Source organism: Nonomuraea jiangxiensis, assembly GCF_900099965.1.
GTDB lineage: Bacteria > Actinomycetota > Actinomycetes > Streptosporangiales > Streptosporangiaceae > Nonomuraea > Nonomuraea jiangxiensis.
The window spans coordinates 482,823-498,074 of record NZ_FNDJ01000002.1; the positions used below are offsets into that span (position 1 = coordinate 482,823).

Here is a 15,252-nt window from a genome sequence, read left to right on the forward strand (position 1 = left end):
TCGACGTGATGACCAGGGAGGAGCGCGCCGAGTTGCTCGCCGCCGCCACTCCCGACGAACTGCTGCCCCTCGCCGAACGCCTGCTCCAGTCCGGCGACCTCGGCGAACCGACCGTCCTGCACCCGCCGGAGGTCGGCATGGTGATGCTCACCGTGCGCGAGCCGGTGGCCGAGGAACGCTTCCACCTGGGGGAGGTGCTGGTCACCTCGTGCACCGTGGAGGTGGCGGGCGCCGCCGGATGGAGCATGCGGGGCGGTGACGACCGGGTGGCCGCCCTCGCCGCCGCCCTGCTCGACGCCGCCGCGGCCGCCGGGCTGCCGGCCGCCAGGGACGTACACGCGCTGTGCGCGGCCGTGGCCGAGCGGCGGGCCAGGGAGGACGCCGCTGAGTGGGCCGAGGTGTCCACCACCCGGGTGGCCTTCGAGGAGCTGACATGACGACCACGACCGTCACCGGCGCCGCCTACGTGCGGGCGGTGACGCCGACCGCCGAGCGGGCGCAGGCCGACTTCCGGGTGCTGCTCCACGTGCTGTCCCGGCCCGGCCTGCTGGACGCCGTCCATCCCGGGAACGGTCCCGCGGCGCTGACCGTGGCCGCCGGGCTGGCCGACGTCGAGGTGCCCACGGCCGTGCTGACCGGGCCGGGCGAGGAACACTGGGCGCGGGCCCTGCACCTGGCGACCTCGGCCCCGGCCGCGCCGCCGGAGACGGCCCGCATGGTGGTCGCCCTGCGCCCGCCGGCGGCCGCCGAGATCACGGCGCTCACCCGGGGCGACGCCCTGCACCCGGAGTTCGGCACCCGGCTGATCGCCGCCGTCTCCGCGCTCTCACAGGAGAACGAGGCGGAGCCGCGCGATGAGCACATGGAAGGGCCCGAGGTCGTCCTGGCGCTCAGCGGGCCAGGCGTGCCGGGGACGCGGCGGATCCGGGTGAGCGGACTGGACCGCGCGGTGTTCAACGCTCTCGCCGCGGCCAACGCCGACTTCCCCGCGGGGATCGACACGTTCCTGGTCGCCGCGGACGGCACCGTCGCCGGGCTGCCGCGCAGCACCCGCATCGAGATCGAGAACGGAGACGACTGACCATGGGGTACTCAGGTGCGAGCGGCGGCCACGAGGCCGTCCTCGCCGCCGAGAAGCTCGTCGAACGCCGGCGCTACGGCGGGGCAAGCGCCTGGCTCGGCATCGACCAGATCACCGGGCGGCTCGGCCTGGCCGTGGACCGGGTCATGGGGGAGGGCGGCCTGTGGGCCCCCGAGCTGGCGGCCAGGGCGCTGCGCCAGGCGGAGGGCGACGTGCAGGAGGCCGCCCAGCTGATCAGGGCCCATCGCTCGACGGTGCCACGGGTGGCCTACTCCGAGCCGGTGCACGCCGACGAGCTGCGGATCTCGCGCCGCATCTCGCCCGCATTCCGCAACCCGCCGGGCAGCCAGCTCCTCGGCCGCACGCTCGACTACGTGGGCCGCCTGCTCGACCTGATGCCGGAGGACCAGGCCAGGGCCCGCCTCCAGGCCGCCGATCCGTCCCCGGAGCCCGTCCCCGCCGCCCACGACCTGACCGCGAACGGGCACCCGACCGCGAACGACCACGTGACCGCGAACGGGCACCCGACCGCGAACGACCACGTGACCGGGAACGGGCACGAGGCCGGCGGGCATGACGGCGGCGCCCACGGGGACCCGCGCAGGCCGCCGCGCCTGCTCCGGCTGCTGCGTTCCATGGGCATGGTCGTGGACAGGCGGACGGAGGGCGACCCGGAGCCGTACGACATCACCCGCGCCCCCATCCGCCCCGGCGTGCCGAGGTCGGCGCGGCTGACCGCGATGGCGCGGGCCGAGACCGGCGCGCTGGTCCACCTCTGGTACGCCAACACCTTCCAGCCCGGCAGGCACAACCACGAGTTCCCCGGCGAGGTACGCCACGGCGCCCTCCCGGTACGGGTCCGCCACCCGCTCACCGGCGCCCCGGTCACGGTCACCGAGGTCCGGGTCACCGAGGTGGAGACCATCGACGACCTCGACCGCGCCGAGGAGGACCGCAGCCGGCTCGACCTCGGCTACGGCATGTGCTTCGGCCACAACGAGCGCAAGGCCATCGCGATGGCCGGGCTCGACCTGCTGGTGCACCGCGACGCCGGCCGGACCGGCGTGGAGCAGGAGGTGCTGCTGACCCTCGACGGCATCGAGGCCTCCGGGTTCCTGGAGCACCTCAAGCTGCCGCACTACGTGGACTTCCGGTCGGTGCTCGACCGCAAGCGGGCGGTACGCGCCGCCATGGAGGAGGCGGTCGCCCGATGAGGACGGTCACGGAGCTGGCCGGAACCGGCGGCCCCAGGGGCATCTTCGACGAGCTGTCCAAGCGCGAGGTGCGCAGGGCCGCGCTCACCGCCGTGGCCGTGCCCGGCTACCAGGTGCCGTTCGGCTCCAGGGAGATGCCGGTCGCCCGCGGCTGGGGCTCGGGCGGGCTGCAGGTCACGCTGGCGCTCGTCGGCCCGGGGGACCGGCTCAAGGTCATCGACCAGGGCGAGGACGGCGGCGTGAACGCCGCCAACCTGCGCCGCCTCGTCGTCGGCCACGTCGGCTGCGAGGAGGAGACCGACACCAGGCGGGCCACGCTGATCCAGTCCAGGCACCGCATCCCCGAGACGCCGCTGCGCGCCGACCAGACGCTCGTCCTCCAGGTCCCGGTGCCCGAGCCGCTGCGCGCCGTCGAGCACGACGTACGCGAGCAGCGCAGGATGCACGCCCAGGAGGACTACGCGCGCATGTGGGTCGGCCTGTACGAGGACCTCGTCCGCAACGGCGTCGTCACCAAGAGCGCCGGCTACCCCTGCATGGTCAACGGCCGCTACCTGATCTCGCCCACCCCGATCCCCAGGTTCGACGTGCCGAAGCTGGACCAGGCCGAGCATCTGACGCTGTTCGGCGCCGGCCGGGAGAAGCGCATCTACGCGGTGCCGCCGCACACGCGGGTGGAGCCGCTGGTGTTCGAGGACGTCCCGTTCGAGGTCGAGCACACGCCGGGGGCGGCGTGCCGGCACTGCGGCGCGACGGCGTCGTACCTGGTGGAGGTGCCGTCGATGGACGGCGCCGTGGCGTGGGTGTGCAGCGACACGGACTTCTGCACGCGGAACAGGGAGGTTCGATGAGCTGGGCGTTGAAGGTGGACGGGCTCGGCCGGGTCTACGGCGAGCAGGGGCCGCGGTCGCTGCCGGGGACCGGGCCGGAGCACGGCACCTCGGTCTCGCCCGCGACCGGGGCGGTGGTGGCCGCCTGGGACGTCGGCTTCGAGGTGGCGCCCGGTGAGGCGCTGGGCATCGTCGGCGAGTCCGGCTCGGGCAAGTCGACGGTCATGCGCTGCGTGGCCGGTGACGAGCGACCCAGCCGGGGCAGCGCCTACCTGAGCGCCTACGACGACGGGCGGACCGACGTGCTGGCGCTGGACGACGGCGCCCGGCGGCGGCTGCGCATCGACCGGGTGGCCGTGGTCTACCAGGACCCGGCGGCCGGGCTCGACCTGGACACCAGCGCCGGCGGCAACATCGCCGAGCGGCTCACCGCGGCGGGCGGCCGGCACTTCGGCCGCATCCGCGAGCGCGCCGCCGAGCTGCTGGAGCTGACCGAGGTGCCGCTGTCCCGGATGGACGACCCGGTACGCACCTTCTCCGGCGGCATGCGGCAGCGCGTGCAGATCGCCAAGGCGCTGGCCAACCGGCCCCCGGTGCTGCTGCTGGACGAGCCGACCACCGGGCTGGACGCCTCCGTCGCGGCCGGCGTGCTGGACCTGCTGCGCAACCTGCTCGAACGGCTCGGCGTCGCCGCCGTGGTCGTCTCCCACGACTTCGGCGTCATCGAGATGCTGACCAGGAGGGTGATGGTGATGCAACACGGCCGCGTCGTGGAGACCGGCCTGACCGACCAGTTGCTGGAGGACCCGCAGCACCCCTACAGCCAGCGGCTCGTCGCGGCGGCCCGCGGATGAACGTGCTGGAGATCAGGGGACTGGTCAAGACGTTCACCCTGCACACCATCGACGGCCGCACCGTGGGCGCGCTGCACGGCGTGGACCTCGACGTCGCCCGCGGCGAGCACGTCGCGCTGGCGGGCTCGTCCGGTGCCGGCAAGTCGTCGCTGCTGCGGTGCGTCTACCGGACGTACGTGCCGACGGCCGGCCGGATCCTGCTGCGTACCTCGGAGGGCACGCCGGTGGACCTGGCCGCGCTGCCCGACTCCGAGGTGGCCGACCTGCGGGGCCGCGAGCTGGGCTACGTGTCGCAGTTCCTGCGGGCCGAGCCGCGCCGGGCCGTGCTGGACGTGGTGGCCCGCGCCGGCGCCGCCCGCGGGATGGACCCGGAGGCGGCCCGCGACTCCGCGGCGACGGCGCTGCGCAGGCTCGGCATCGACGAGCGGCTGTGGGCCATGCACACCACCGTCCTGTCCGGCGGCCAGAAGCAGCGCGTGAACCTGGCCGCGGGCACCATCTCACCGCCCCGGCTGCTGCTGCTCGACGAGCCGGTGTCGGCGCTGGACCCGGTCAACCGGGAGGCCGTACTGGCCATGATCGCTGACCTGACGGACGCGGGCGTGGCCGTGCTGTCCGTCTTCCACGACCTGGACGCCATCGAACGGCTGGCGACCCGGGTGGTGGTGCTGGAGGAGGGCAGGGTGGCCGCCGACGGGCCGCCCGCCGCCGTACTGCGTGATTCGGAACTGAATCTGGAGGTGGCCAGATGAGTGCGCACGTGAGGATGCCGATGAGAGTGTTCGCGCATGGCAGGGCCGTACTGCCCGACCGGGTGATCGAGGACGCGCTCGTCGTGACCGAGGACGGGTTGATCACCCACGTCGGGCCCGCCCGCCCCGGCGCCGTGCCGGCCGAGGCGGTGGACCTGCGGGGGGCGCTGCTGCTGCCCGGCATCGTGGACACGCACTCGGACGGGCTGGAGACCGAGTTGCGGCCGCGGCCCGGGGCCGAGTTCGAGGTGGATTTCGGGGTGTCGAGCTTCGAGGGCCGGGTGCGGGCCGCCGGGGTCACCACCGTGTTCCACGGGGTGGCGTTCGAGTCGCACAACCGCAAGGGGCGTACCGTCGACCGGGCGCGCCGCATCGACGCGGCCCTGCGCGAGCGCGCGGGCTCGGGGCGCGCGCTCGTGGACCACCGCACCCTCTACCGGCTCGACGCCCGCGACGCCGAGGGCCTGGCGGCCCTGGAAACCTGCCTCACCGGCACGCCCGTCCCGCCGCCGCTGGTCTCGTTCGAGGACCACACGCCGGGGCAGGGTCAGTACCGGGACTCGGCCTTCTACCGGCGCTGGCTGGAGGGCACCGAGGGGATCTCCGCCGAGGAGGCGCAGCGGCGGGTGGAGACCCTCGTCGCCGAGCGTGACACGCGGATCGGCCAGCGGGAGATCGCCCTCGGGCGGCTGGCGGAGCACGCGGCGCTGGGGCGGGCGCGGCTGCTCGCGCACGACCCGGTGACCGAGGCGGAGATCGACGTGGCGGCGGCCAACGGGGTGTCGGTGGCCGAGTTCCCGACCACGATCGAGGCCGCCCGGGCGGCCCGCGAGCGCGGGCTGCGGGTGGTGGCCGGGGCGCCCAACGTGCTGCGGGGCGGCTCCCACTCGGGCAACGTGGCCGCGGCCGAGCTGGTGGCGGCCGGGCTGGTGGACGGGCTGTCCAGCGACTACCTGCCCTCCGCCCCGCTGGCGGCGGCGCTGCTGCTGGCCGAGCGGGGTGTCGTCACGCTGCCCCGGGCGGTGGCCCTGGTCACCTCCGGGCCGGCGTCCGTGGCGGGGCTGTCGGACCGGGGCGAGCTGGTCGAGGGCCTGCGCGGGGACCTGGCCGTCGTGACCGTGGACCGGGGCTGGCCGACCGTGCGGATGACGGTCGCCGCCGCCGACATGCCGCTGCTCGCGGGGGTAGGGGCATGACCGGGACGCGGCAAGGAGAGGAGCCCCAGGTGAGCGGTGGGCGCGGCTGGGGGGTCGGGGTGCCCGTGCAGGCGCATCCGGCGCTGGCCGCGGCGGCCTCGGCCGCCCTGGACGCCTACACCGTCGCGACCACCGAGCACGACCGCGCCGCCCTGGCCGCGATCGTGGCGGACGGCGCGGACGGCACTCCCACCATGCGCATCGACGTGCTCGTGGAGGACGCCATCCTGGGCGCTCTGGCGCGGCACCCGGTCAACGTGCTGACCGAGGAGACCGGCTGGGTGGACCACGGCTCGGCGGTGACGCTGGTCATGGACCCGGTGGACGGGTCGGCCAACGCCGCGGCGGGAGTGCCGCTGTCGGCCTTCTCCGCCGCCGTGGCCGTGGACGGCGTCTTCACCGAGGCGCTGACCGTCTGGCTGGACACCGGCCGGAGCTGGTGGGCCGGGCCGGGCGTGCCGTCGTCGCTGCGTACCAGCGGGCGGAGGGATCTGGCAGGGGCGGCCGTCTCCCTGCTGCGGCCGCACCCGGCGAACCCGCCCGCCGCCGCGGCCTGGTGGGAGGTGGCCCGCCGGGCGGCCCGCGTCCGCATCCTGTCCACGAGCTGCCTGGAGGGGGCGCTGGTGGCCCAGGGCGCGACCGACGCCTTCGCCGACGCCGCCACCGACACCCACCGCCTGGTGGACCTGGCCGCCTCGGTGGTGCTGGCGGAGTCGGCGGGCGGCGCGGTCAGGGACGTGTTCGGGCGCGCGGTCGAGCTGGACACCGACCTGACCAAGCGCTGGAGCGGCATCGTGGCGGCCACCCCGGACCTGGCCGACGAACTGGCCGAGGTCCTGAGCACCGCCTACCGCGCGGCCTCCTGACCAGCCGCCGGACGGCCTGAGCGCGCCGGGCGGCCGGCGCGTTTCAGGCCGGGGCCATGCCCCAGCGCCCGGCGCCCAGCAGGCTGAGGTGGTGGGTGTGGAACGCGTTCAGGGTGCTGCGGTGGCCGACGCTGACGACCATGCAGCCCGGCAGGCGCTCTCTGATCAGCCGGTACAGGGCGTGCTCAAGCCCCTCGTCCACGGCGGACGTGGCCTCGTCGAGGAAGACGAGGTGCGGCCGGTTCAGCAGGATCCTGGCGAATCCGAGCCGCTGCTGCTCCCCGGGGGACAGGATGCGGGACCAGTGGGCCTCCTCGTCGATTCGGAACTCCAGGTGGCCGAGCTGCACCTTGTGCAGCATCTCCCGCGCGGCCCGGTCCTCGATCAGCTGCGGCGGCTCCGGATAGGCCAGGGCGGTACGCAGGCTGCCCATGGGCAGGTACGGCTGCTGCGACAGGAACAGCGTGCGCCCGCCGGTGGGCCGGCGGATGGTGCCGTGCGCGTGCGGCCACAGGTTGGCCATGCTGCGCAGCAGCGTGGTCTTGCCACTGCCCGAGGCGCCCTTGACCAGGAGCGCCTGTCCCGGGTTCATGGTCAGGGTCAGGCCCTCGATCAGCGGCTCGTGGTCGGGACGCCAGACCCGCAGGCCCTCGATCACCAGCGCGCCCGGATGGTCGGCCACGGTCGGCGACGGCAGCCGGCGGGCGTCGTGGTTCGCGTCCATCAGGGCCGTCAGCCGGTCGAGCGCCGCCCGGTATCCGGCGAAGGAGTCGTAGGAGTTCCGGAAGAAGGACAGAGAGTCGTGCACCTGGCCGAACGCGTCGGCGGTCTGGGTGACGTCGCCGAGCGTGATCGCCCCGGCGAAGAAGCGCGGTGCCTGGATCACATAGGGGAAGACCTGCGCCAGTTGGGTGACCGAGTCGTTGAACCCCTGCAGTTTCAGTCTCCGCAGGGCGATGGTCCAGGCGTTGGCGATGACGGCGGTGAATCGGGTCGCCAGCGCCGCCCGCTCCACCCGCTCACCGCCGTAGAAGGCGATGTTCTCGGAGTGGTCGCGCAGGCGGATCAGCGCGTAACGGAAGGAGGCGGACAGCCCTTCGCGCAGGAACTCCAGCCTGATCAGCGGGCGCCCGACCCGGAAGGCGATCAGCGACGCCACCAGCACGTAGACGTAGGAGAGCAGCACCATCGCGCGGGGCACCTGGAAGCCGAGGACCGGTACGGGCCCCGACAGCCCCCACAGGACGGCGGTGAACGACACCAGTCTGAGGGCGGCGTCGACCGAGCCCATCGACAGGGAGTAGGACTGCTCGGCGAACTGCTGGACGTCCTCCTGGATGCGCTGGTCGGGGTTGTCGACCGGCTCCGTCACGAACTGGCTCCGGTGGTAGGCCTGCCCCTGCAGCCAGTCGGAGATCATGTGGTCGGTCAGCCAGGTCCGCCAGTGGATGGTGAACCGCTGGGCGAGGAGGTAGTTGGTGAGCGAGCCGGCCACGTAGCAGGCGGCCAGGGCCGCGAAGAGCGCGATGGAGGACCAGAAGGCCTGCGCGTCCAGCCGTCCCAGCGCCGTGAAGACGTCGTTCAGCGCGTAGGAGATCAGCACCGAGAGACGTACCGTGAGGATCGTGAGCCCGAGCATGAGGACGACCATGAGCAGCGGTCCCCGGCTGCGCAGCGGATCGAAGTAGGGGAACGCGAGCCGCCGGAACTGGCGCCCCCACCGCGTGTACCGCGTGACCAGCCAGACCGCCACGGCACAGCCGGCGACGGTGGCGACGCACGCCACCCCCGTCCACGTGAGGGAGGCGAACCACTCGTGCCGCCAGTCCCAGCCAGCCGTCATGGTTTCTCACTGTAAATCCGATTTATACCGCTTTGTACGGATTATAGGTAATAAGTGCCTTTTCGTAAGGGGAGGTGGCCCGCGTCGCGGGTATACGCCGCTGTCATACCCTGCCCGCATGGATGACGATTGGATCTGCGGCAGGCTGGGTGAGGACGAGCCCTGGATGCTGGGCGCGGTCAACCCGCCGGTGTTCGAGAACTCGCTGTTCACGTTCGCATCGGCGGAGGAACTGGGCGAGGCCATCATGAACGAGGACGAGCGCTACGTCTACTGGCGGGGCACCAACCCGACGGTGGACCTCCTCCAGCGCAAGCTCGCCGCGCTGGAGCGGGGCGAGCGGGCCAAGTGCTTCGGGTCGGGGATGGGCGCCATCTCGGCGACCATCTCCTCGCTCGTCTCGGCGGGTGACCACGTGCTGGTCCTGGGGGCGGTGTACGGGCCGACCACCCAGTTCCTGCGATACCTGGAGAAGTTCGGCGTCACGCACACGCACGTGGACGACCTCGCGGAATGTGCCGGCGCGATCAGGGCGGAGACGCGCGTGCTCTACTTCGAGTCGCCCTCCTACATGGCCTACGCCGTGGTGGACGTCGCCGAGGTGGCCGGGTGGGCGCGGGAGCACGGGCTGGTGAGCGTGATGGACAACACCTGGTCCACCCCGCTGTTCCAGAAGCCGCTGACCATGGGCGTGGACCTCGTGGTGCACTCGTTGTCGAAGTACATAGGCGGGCACAGCGACCTCGTCGGCGGGGTGGTCGCCGGATCGGCCGAGCTGATCAGGCCGCTGGCGCTGACCGAGTACCAGCTCTACGGGGCCGCCATGTCACCGCACGACGCGGCCAAGGCGATCAAGGGGCTGCGGACGCTGCCCGTGCGCATGGCGGCCCACCAGGAGCGGGGGCTGGCGGTGGCCGGCTTCCTGGCCGGGCATCCGCGGGTGCGGGCGGTCAACCATCCGGGGTTGCCCTCGCATCCCGGGCATGCCCTCGCCCTGCGCCAGATGTCGGGCTTCTCCAGCCTGTTCAGCTTCGAGCTGGACACCGAGTCGCGCCAGGACGTCGGTCGCTTCCTCGATAAGTTGCGACATTTCAGGATTGGTGTGTCTTGGGGTGGGTTCGAAAGCCTGGTGAACGCGCCCGCCCTGACCGTCGAGGAGAGCGTGCGGGCCACCATGGGCGTCCCGACCGGCCTCGTACGCCTGTCCGTCGGCCTGGAGCCCGCCGACGTACTGATCAAGGATCTAGGTCTGGCGCTGGAGGGATTGTCCGCCTAGCGTGACAAGCGGCACTGTCTGAGAGGCAGGAGGCTCGTCATGAGAAACCCCCTCCTGGCGGTGGCGGTCGCCGCCACCCTGGTGCTCGCGGGATGCGGCTCCGGCTCGACCTCCCCCGGAGAGGTACGGCTGCGCATGATCGAGAGCCTGACCAGCCCCGAGCGGACGAAGCTCATCAAAACCCTGCTCGCCGCCTTCGAACGGGCCAACCCCGGCGTGCAGGTCGAGCTGATCTCCCCGCCCCTCGACAGCGCCGACCAGAAGATCACCCAGATCCTGCAGACCAAGAAGGACCTGGACGTGCTGGAAGTACGCGACCACACGGCCAAGTCCTTCTCCAACAACGGCTGGCTGGCCGAGTTACCCACCCGGGACTGGCCCGGCTGGGCCGACCTGACCGACCTGGCCCGGACCAAGGCGGTCGAGGTCGGCGGCAAGGCGTACCTGATCCCGTACGGGTTCTACCAGCGCACGGTCTTCTACCGGACCGACCGGGGCATGACCGCGCCGCCCGCCACCTGGCAGCAGCTCTACGAGGCGGCCAGGGCGATGACCACGGGCGACCGGTACGGCTACTCCTTCAGGGGCGGCAAGGGCGGCGCGGACTACGCGGTCATGATGATCAGCGCCTACAACGGCGCGGCCGTCAACCCCGAGAAGTCCTTCTACCTGAAGGACAAGCGCACGATCTTCTCCACCCCCGAGGCCGCCCAGGCCCTGGACCTCTACGTCAAGATCTTCAAGGAGGCGTCCCCGCCCGACTCCGTGTCCTGGGGTTACCCGGAGATGGTGCAGGGCTTCACCTCGGGCGTCACCGGCATCCTCATCCAGGACCCCGAGGTGATCAAGACGGTCGAGGAGAGCGGCCTGACCGGCTGGTCCACCGCCCCCATCCCCAAGGGCCCCACCGGCTACGCCTTCCAGCCCGTCGGCTACGCCGGCTGGGGCGCGACCTCCTTCAGTGCCCATCCCAAGGAGGCGGTCAGGCTCGTGCAGTTCCTCTCGGAGGCCGAGCAGAGCATCGCCTTCGCCAAGGGCAACTCGCTCATCCCGATCTCCCGGCAGGCCCAGAACGACCCGCAGTTCGCGCAGGGGGCGTGGCGGGCCTACCTTCAGGCCCAGCAGGACCCCAGGCAGGTCATCACGATCAGGCCGGTGGACTACCCGGGCTGGAGCCGGTTCATCGCCGACTCCGACCGCGACGTCCAGGCCCTGATCACCGGGCGGACGACCACGGCCGAGGTGCTCAGGTCGTGGGACGCGTTCTGGACGGACCAGGCCAAGCAGGTCTCATGACCCGCACGTTCACGGTTCGCCGGGCCGGGTTCGTCGCGCTGTGCCTGCTGCCCGCCGTGGTGTTCGTGGCCGTGTTCACGTACTGGCCGATGGTCCGGGGCGCGGTGATCGCCTTCCAGCGCTACGACCTGTTCGACCTCACCGCCACGCCCTTCGCCGGCCTGGAGAACTTCCGGGCGGTGCTGGCCGAGGACCGGTTCTGGACGGCGCTCCGCAACACCGGCACCTGGGTGGGCGTGTCGCTGTTCTTCCAGTTCTTCCTCGGGTTCGGGCTCGCCCTGCTGCTGCGCGGGCACTTCCGCGGCCGGGGGCTCTACCAGGCGTGGGTGTTCTTCCCCTGGGCCATGTCGGGGTTCCTGATCGGGCTGCTGTGGCGGTGGATGTTCAACGGGCAGTTCGGGGTGGTCAACGACCTGCTGCTCAAGGCGGGGATCATCGACGAGCGCATCGGCTTCCTGGCCTCGCCGGGGTGGGCGATGACCTCGGTGATCGTGGCCAACATCTGGTACGGCGTGACGTTCTTCGCCATCATGATCATGGCCGCGCTGCAGTCGGTGCCCCGCGAGCTCTACGAGGCGGCGGCGGTGGACGGCGCCTCGCGGGTGCGCCGGTTCTGGCACGTGACGCTGCCGCACATCCGTCCCACCCTGGCGCTGATCGTGCTGCTGCGGGTCATCTGGATCCTGAACTTCCCCGACCTGATCTACTCGATGACCGGCGGCGGCCCGGCCGGGAGCACCGACATCGTCACCACGTTCCTCATCCAGCAGGTCATCGGCGGCGACTACGGGCGCGCGGGCGCGGTCGGGCTGCTCGTCCTCGGCCTGCTGCTGGCCTTCAGCGTCTTCTACCTGAACGCCACCCGCTTCGAGAAGGCCCGATGAGACGGCTCGCCGCCGCCGCCAAGGCCGTCGTGCTGGCCGTCTGGTTGCTGATCACGCTGTTCCCGCTCTACTGGATCGTGGTCACCTCGCTCAAGCCGCAGTCCGAGATCTTCTCGATGCCGCTGCGCTACTGGCCGGGCACCGTGACCTTCGAGCACTACGCGGAGCTGTTCGCGTTCGCCGACTTCGGGGCGTACCTGCTGAACAGCCTGCTCGTCTCGCTCGTGGCGGCCGGGGCGGTGACCGTGATCGGGGTGCTCGGCGGCTACACCTTGGCCAGGTTCGCCTTCCCCGGCCGGGGCGCGCTGATGCTGGCGTTCCTGGTCACGCAGATGGTCCCGCTGTTCATCGCGCTCGGGCCGCTCTACCTGCTGATGCCGACCTCGACCTGCTCAACCGGCTGGCCGGGCTGATGCTGGTGTATGTCGCGATGCTGGTGCCCTTCGCCACGGTCATCATGCGGGGCTTCTACGAGCGGGTGCCGGTCGCGCTGGAGGAGGCCGCGCAGGTGGACGGGGCCTCGCGGCTGGTGGCGCTGGTGCGGGTGGTGATCCCGGTCATGCTGCCGGGGATCGCGGCCACGTTCATCTTCGCGTTCGTGCAGTGCTGGAACGAGCTGTTCCTGGCGATCACGTTCATCGACAGCGAGGACGCCAAGACGATCCCGGTGGCCATGAACTCCTTCATCACGCAGTACGACATCGACTGGGGCTCGATGGCCGCCGCCACCGTGGTGTCCGTGGTGCCGACGCTGGTGCTCTTCGCCGCGATCCGCCGCTATCTGGTCGAGGGGCTCACCGCCGGAGCGGTCAAAGGCTGAAAGGAGCGTGAAAGGGATGGCCGACCGCTCGTCGCGCTCAACAGACCTTTCACCGCAAGCCGGCTCCAACTGAACGCCGGACGGCGGCGGCTCGCCGAACAACCCCTCCACGGATCTCCACGCGGGGTAGGTTGCGCTCTTACGTTGGGCGTGATCCGCATCACAGTGGAGGTCTCGTGACGACTAGAGAACATGACGCGTCGGTCTATGAACAGGTGCAGGAGAGCAGTGAGTTCCAGGATCTGAAGAGGCGGTTCCGCGCCTGGACGTTCCCCATGACCGTGGCGTTCCTCGTGTGGTATCTGCTCTACGTGGTGCTGTCGGGGTGGGCACGCGACTTCATGGGGATCAAGCTCCTCGGTGAGATCAACGTCGGGCTGGTGTTCGGTTTGCTGCAGTTCGTCTCCACGTTCCTCATCGCGTGGGCGTACTCCAGGCATGCCGAGCGAAAGCTCGACCCGATCGCCGACAAGCTCCGTCACGAGGTTGAGGAGAAGACCCAGTGAGCTCGACCACCCTGGGGATGATCCTCTTCCTCGCGTTCGTCGCCGCCACGCTCGGCATCACCTTCTGGGCCAGCCGCCAGACCAAGACGGCCGCCGACTACTACGCCGGGGGCCGGTCGTTCAGCGGTGTGCAGAACGGCCTGGCGATCGGCGGTGACTACATGTCGGCCGCCTCCTTCCTCGGCATCGCCGGCATCATCGCGCTGTCCGGATACGACGGGTTCCTGTACTCGATCGGGTTCCTGGTGGCCTGGCTGGTCGCGCTGCTGCTGGTGGCCGAGCTGATGCGGAACTCCGGCAAGTTCACCATGGCCGACGTGCTGGCCTTCCGGATGAGCCCCCGTCCGGTCCGTACGGCGGCGGGCGTGTCCACGATCGTGGTCAGCATCTTCTACCTGCTCGCCCAGATGGTCGGCGCGGGCGCGCTGGTCGGCCTGCTGCTCGGCATCACCACGGAGGCCGGCAAGATGTGGACGATCATCGGCGTGGGCGCGCTGATGATCATTTATGTGGTGTTCGGCGGCATGAAGGGCACCACCTGGGTGCAGATCGTCAAGGCCGTGCTGCTGATGGGCGGCGCCGCGCTGGTGACGCTGCTGGTGCTGGGCAAGTTCGGCTTCAACCTCTCGGCCCTGCTGGGCCAGGCCGCCGCCACCAGCGGCCCCAAGGCCAACCCCGGCAACTTCCTCATCCCGGGCCTGAAGTACGGCACCGACGCGCAGGGCCTGGCCGGCAAGATCGACCTCATCAGCCTGGGTCTCGCCCTGGTGCTGGGCACGGCCGGCCTGCCGCACATCCTCATCCGCTTCTACACCGTGCCCACCGCCAAGGACGCCCGTAAGTCCGTCCTGTGGGGCATCGGCATCATCGGCGTCTTCTACCTGCTCACGCTGGTCCTCGGCTTCGGCGCCGCCGCCCTGGTGGGCAAGACGGCGATCGCCGCGGGCGACGCGGCGGGCAACACCGCCGCGCCGATGCTGGCCCAGCAGATCGGCGAGGACATGTTCGGCCCGGTGGGCGGCACGATCCTGCTGGCGTTGATCGGCGCCGTGGCCTTCGCCACGATCCTGGCCGTGGTCGCGGGCCTCACGCTCGCCTCCTCCTCCAGCTTCGCCCACGACCTGTACGCGCACGTCTTCCGCCGCGGCCAGGCCAGCGAGCGCCAGGAGGTCGTGGTGGCCCGTATCTCCGCCTTCGTCATCGGCGCCGTGGCGATCGGCCTGGGCATCCTCGCCCAGGGTCAGAACGTCGCCTTCCTGGTCGCCCTGGCCTTCGCCGTCGCGGCCTCGGGCAACCTGCCCGCGATCCTCTACAGCCTGTTCTGGAAGAGGTTCAACACCTCGGGCGCGGTCGCGGCCATCTACGGTGGCCTGGGCTCGGCGCTGCTCCTGGTGATCTTCTCGCCCGTCGTCTCCGCGCCGCCGCCCGCGGCGGGCGCGCCGGTGACGGCGCTGATCCACGGCGTGGACTTCCACTGGTTCCCGCTCAGCAACCCCGGCATCGTCTCGATCCCGCTCGGCTTCCTGTGCGGCTGGCTCGGCACGGTGCTCAGCAAGGAGTACAACGCCGCCAAGTACGCCGAGATCGAGGTCCGCTCGCTGACCGGCGTCGGCGCGGAGAAGGCGACCGGGCACTGACCCCCTCCCCCGATCGCCTCCTCCCGGGGCCCGGCCTGCAGCGGCCGGGCCCTTCGGCTGTCCCCGGAGACGGTTGACGGAATTCGCGGGGCGTGGATACCTTCCCGGTGTGTGAACGTACCCACACCGGCCGGACGCCACGTGGCCGGGCGTCACGACACCAAGCTCATCGCCGGGGGTGGCCCCGCCCCGGCCCG

The 15,252-nt window shown here is 71.6% G+C and carries 16 protein-coding genes; 15 read left to right on the forward strand and 1 reads right to left on the reverse strand.

The window, feature by feature from the left end:
• The first annotated feature begins 5 nt into the window (after positions 1-5).
• From phnG to BLS95_RS05510, 8 genes are read left to right on the forward strand one after another with little or no spacing between them, the layout of a single operon-like run.
• On the forward strand, positions 6-437 hold the full coding sequence (phnG, locus tag BLS95_RS05480; protein ID WP_245764883.1) for a phosphonate C-P lyase system protein PhnG: 432 nt from the start codon (positions 6-8) through the stop codon (positions 435-437).
• Positions 434-1,081, forward strand: a complete 648-nt coding sequence (gene phnH / locus BLS95_RS05485) for a phosphonate C-P lyase system protein PhnH (RefSeq protein WP_090929736.1) — start codon at positions 434-436, stop codon at positions 1,079-1,081. Before phnG ends, phnH begins: the two co-directional genes overlap by 4 nt.
• 2 nt (positions 1,082-1,083) lie before the next feature.
• Positions 1,084-2,295, forward strand: coding sequence for a carbon-phosphorus lyase complex subunit PhnI (locus BLS95_RS05490; protein WP_090929737.1), 1,212 nt, complete (start codon positions 1,084-1,086; stop codon positions 2,293-2,295).
• Positions 2,292-3,146 carry an alpha-D-ribose 1-methylphosphonate 5-phosphate C-P-lyase PhnJ gene (locus BLS95_RS53925; protein ID WP_143043591.1) on the forward strand — a complete coding sequence of 285 codons (855 nt, stop codon included), beginning with the start codon at positions 2,292-2,294 and terminating at the stop codon, positions 3,144-3,146. Before BLS95_RS05490 ends, BLS95_RS53925 begins: the two co-directional genes overlap by 4 nt.
• Positions 3,143-3,979 (forward strand): ATP-binding cassette domain-containing protein, encoded by an 837-nt coding sequence (locus BLS95_RS53930; RefSeq protein WP_143043592.1) that lies wholly within the window; start codon positions 3,143-3,145, stop codon positions 3,977-3,979. The genes BLS95_RS53925 and BLS95_RS53930 overlap by 4 nt, the downstream gene beginning before the upstream one ends.
• Entirely contained in the window at positions 3,976-4,731 is a 756-nt protein-coding gene (locus BLS95_RS05500) for a phosphonate C-P lyase system protein PhnL (RefSeq protein WP_090929738.1), read from the forward strand. Before BLS95_RS53930 ends, BLS95_RS05500 begins: the two co-directional genes overlap by 4 nt.
• Positions 4,728-5,927, forward strand: coding sequence for an alpha-D-ribose 1-methylphosphonate 5-triphosphate diphosphatase (locus tag BLS95_RS05505; RefSeq protein ID WP_090929739.1), 1,200 nt, complete (start codon positions 4,728-4,730; stop codon positions 5,925-5,927). The genes BLS95_RS05500 and BLS95_RS05505 overlap by 4 nt, the downstream gene beginning before the upstream one ends.
• A 29-nt stretch (positions 5,928-5,956) precedes the next feature.
• Positions 5,957-6,793 (forward strand): inositol monophosphatase family protein, encoded by an 837-nt coding sequence (locus BLS95_RS05510; RefSeq protein WP_218135610.1) that lies wholly within the window; start codon positions 5,957-5,959, stop codon positions 6,791-6,793.
• Positions 6,794-6,836: 43 nt separating this feature from the next.
• On the opposite strand, the gene BLS95_RS05515 is transcribed toward BLS95_RS05510, so the two are convergent.
• The gene (locus tag BLS95_RS05515) at positions 6,837-8,636 is read right to left on the reverse strand and encodes an ABC transporter ATP-binding protein/permease (protein ID WP_090929741.1); all 1,800 of its coding nucleotides are present in this window, start codon (positions 8,634-8,636) and stop codon (positions 6,837-6,839) included.
• Between the two features lie 118 nt (positions 8,637-8,754).
• On the opposite strand from BLS95_RS05515, the gene BLS95_RS05520 reads away from it, so the two are divergent.
• The 7 genes from BLS95_RS05520 to BLS95_RS05545 all read left to right on the forward strand — a co-directional run bounded on the left by BLS95_RS05520 (position 8,755) and on the right by BLS95_RS05545 (position 15,055).
• Positions 8,755-9,912 carry a trans-sulfuration enzyme family protein gene (locus BLS95_RS05520; RefSeq protein WP_090929742.1) on the forward strand — a complete coding sequence of 386 codons (1,158 nt, stop codon included), beginning with the start codon at positions 8,755-8,757 and terminating at the stop codon, positions 9,910-9,912.
• A 39-nt stretch (positions 9,913-9,951) separates the two neighbouring features.
• Positions 9,952-11,208, forward strand: a complete 1,257-nt coding sequence (locus BLS95_RS05525; RefSeq protein ID WP_218135611.1) for an ABC transporter substrate-binding protein — start codon at positions 9,952-9,954, stop codon at positions 11,206-11,208.
• Complete coding sequence (locus BLS95_RS05530) at positions 11,205-12,092, forward strand: carbohydrate ABC transporter permease (protein WP_090929744.1); 888 nt, start codon at positions 11,205-11,207, stop codon at positions 12,090-12,092. Before BLS95_RS05525 ends, BLS95_RS05530 begins: the two co-directional genes overlap by 4 nt.
• Complete coding sequence (locus BLS95_RS56725) at positions 12,089-12,505, forward strand: ABC transporter permease family protein (RefSeq protein ID WP_218135612.1); 417 nt, start codon at positions 12,089-12,091, stop codon at positions 12,503-12,505. Before BLS95_RS05530 ends, BLS95_RS56725 begins: the two co-directional genes overlap by 4 nt.
• On the forward strand, positions 12,505-12,912 hold the full coding sequence (locus BLS95_RS56730) for a carbohydrate ABC transporter permease (RefSeq protein WP_218135613.1): 408 nt from the start codon (positions 12,505-12,507) through the stop codon (positions 12,910-12,912). Before BLS95_RS56725 ends, BLS95_RS56730 begins: the two co-directional genes overlap by 1 nt.
• A gap of 176 nt (positions 12,913-13,088) precedes the next feature.
• A complete protein-coding gene (locus tag BLS95_RS05540) occupies positions 13,089-13,418 on the forward strand; it encodes a DUF485 domain-containing protein (RefSeq protein ID WP_090929745.1) in 330 nt (109 codons plus the stop codon).
• Between the two features lie 17 nt (positions 13,419-13,435).
• On the forward strand, positions 13,436-15,055 hold the full coding sequence (locus BLS95_RS05545) for a solute symporter family protein (protein WP_090929936.1): 1,620 nt from the start codon (positions 13,436-13,438) through the stop codon (positions 15,053-15,055).
• Positions 15,056-15,252 lie beyond the last annotated feature (197 nt).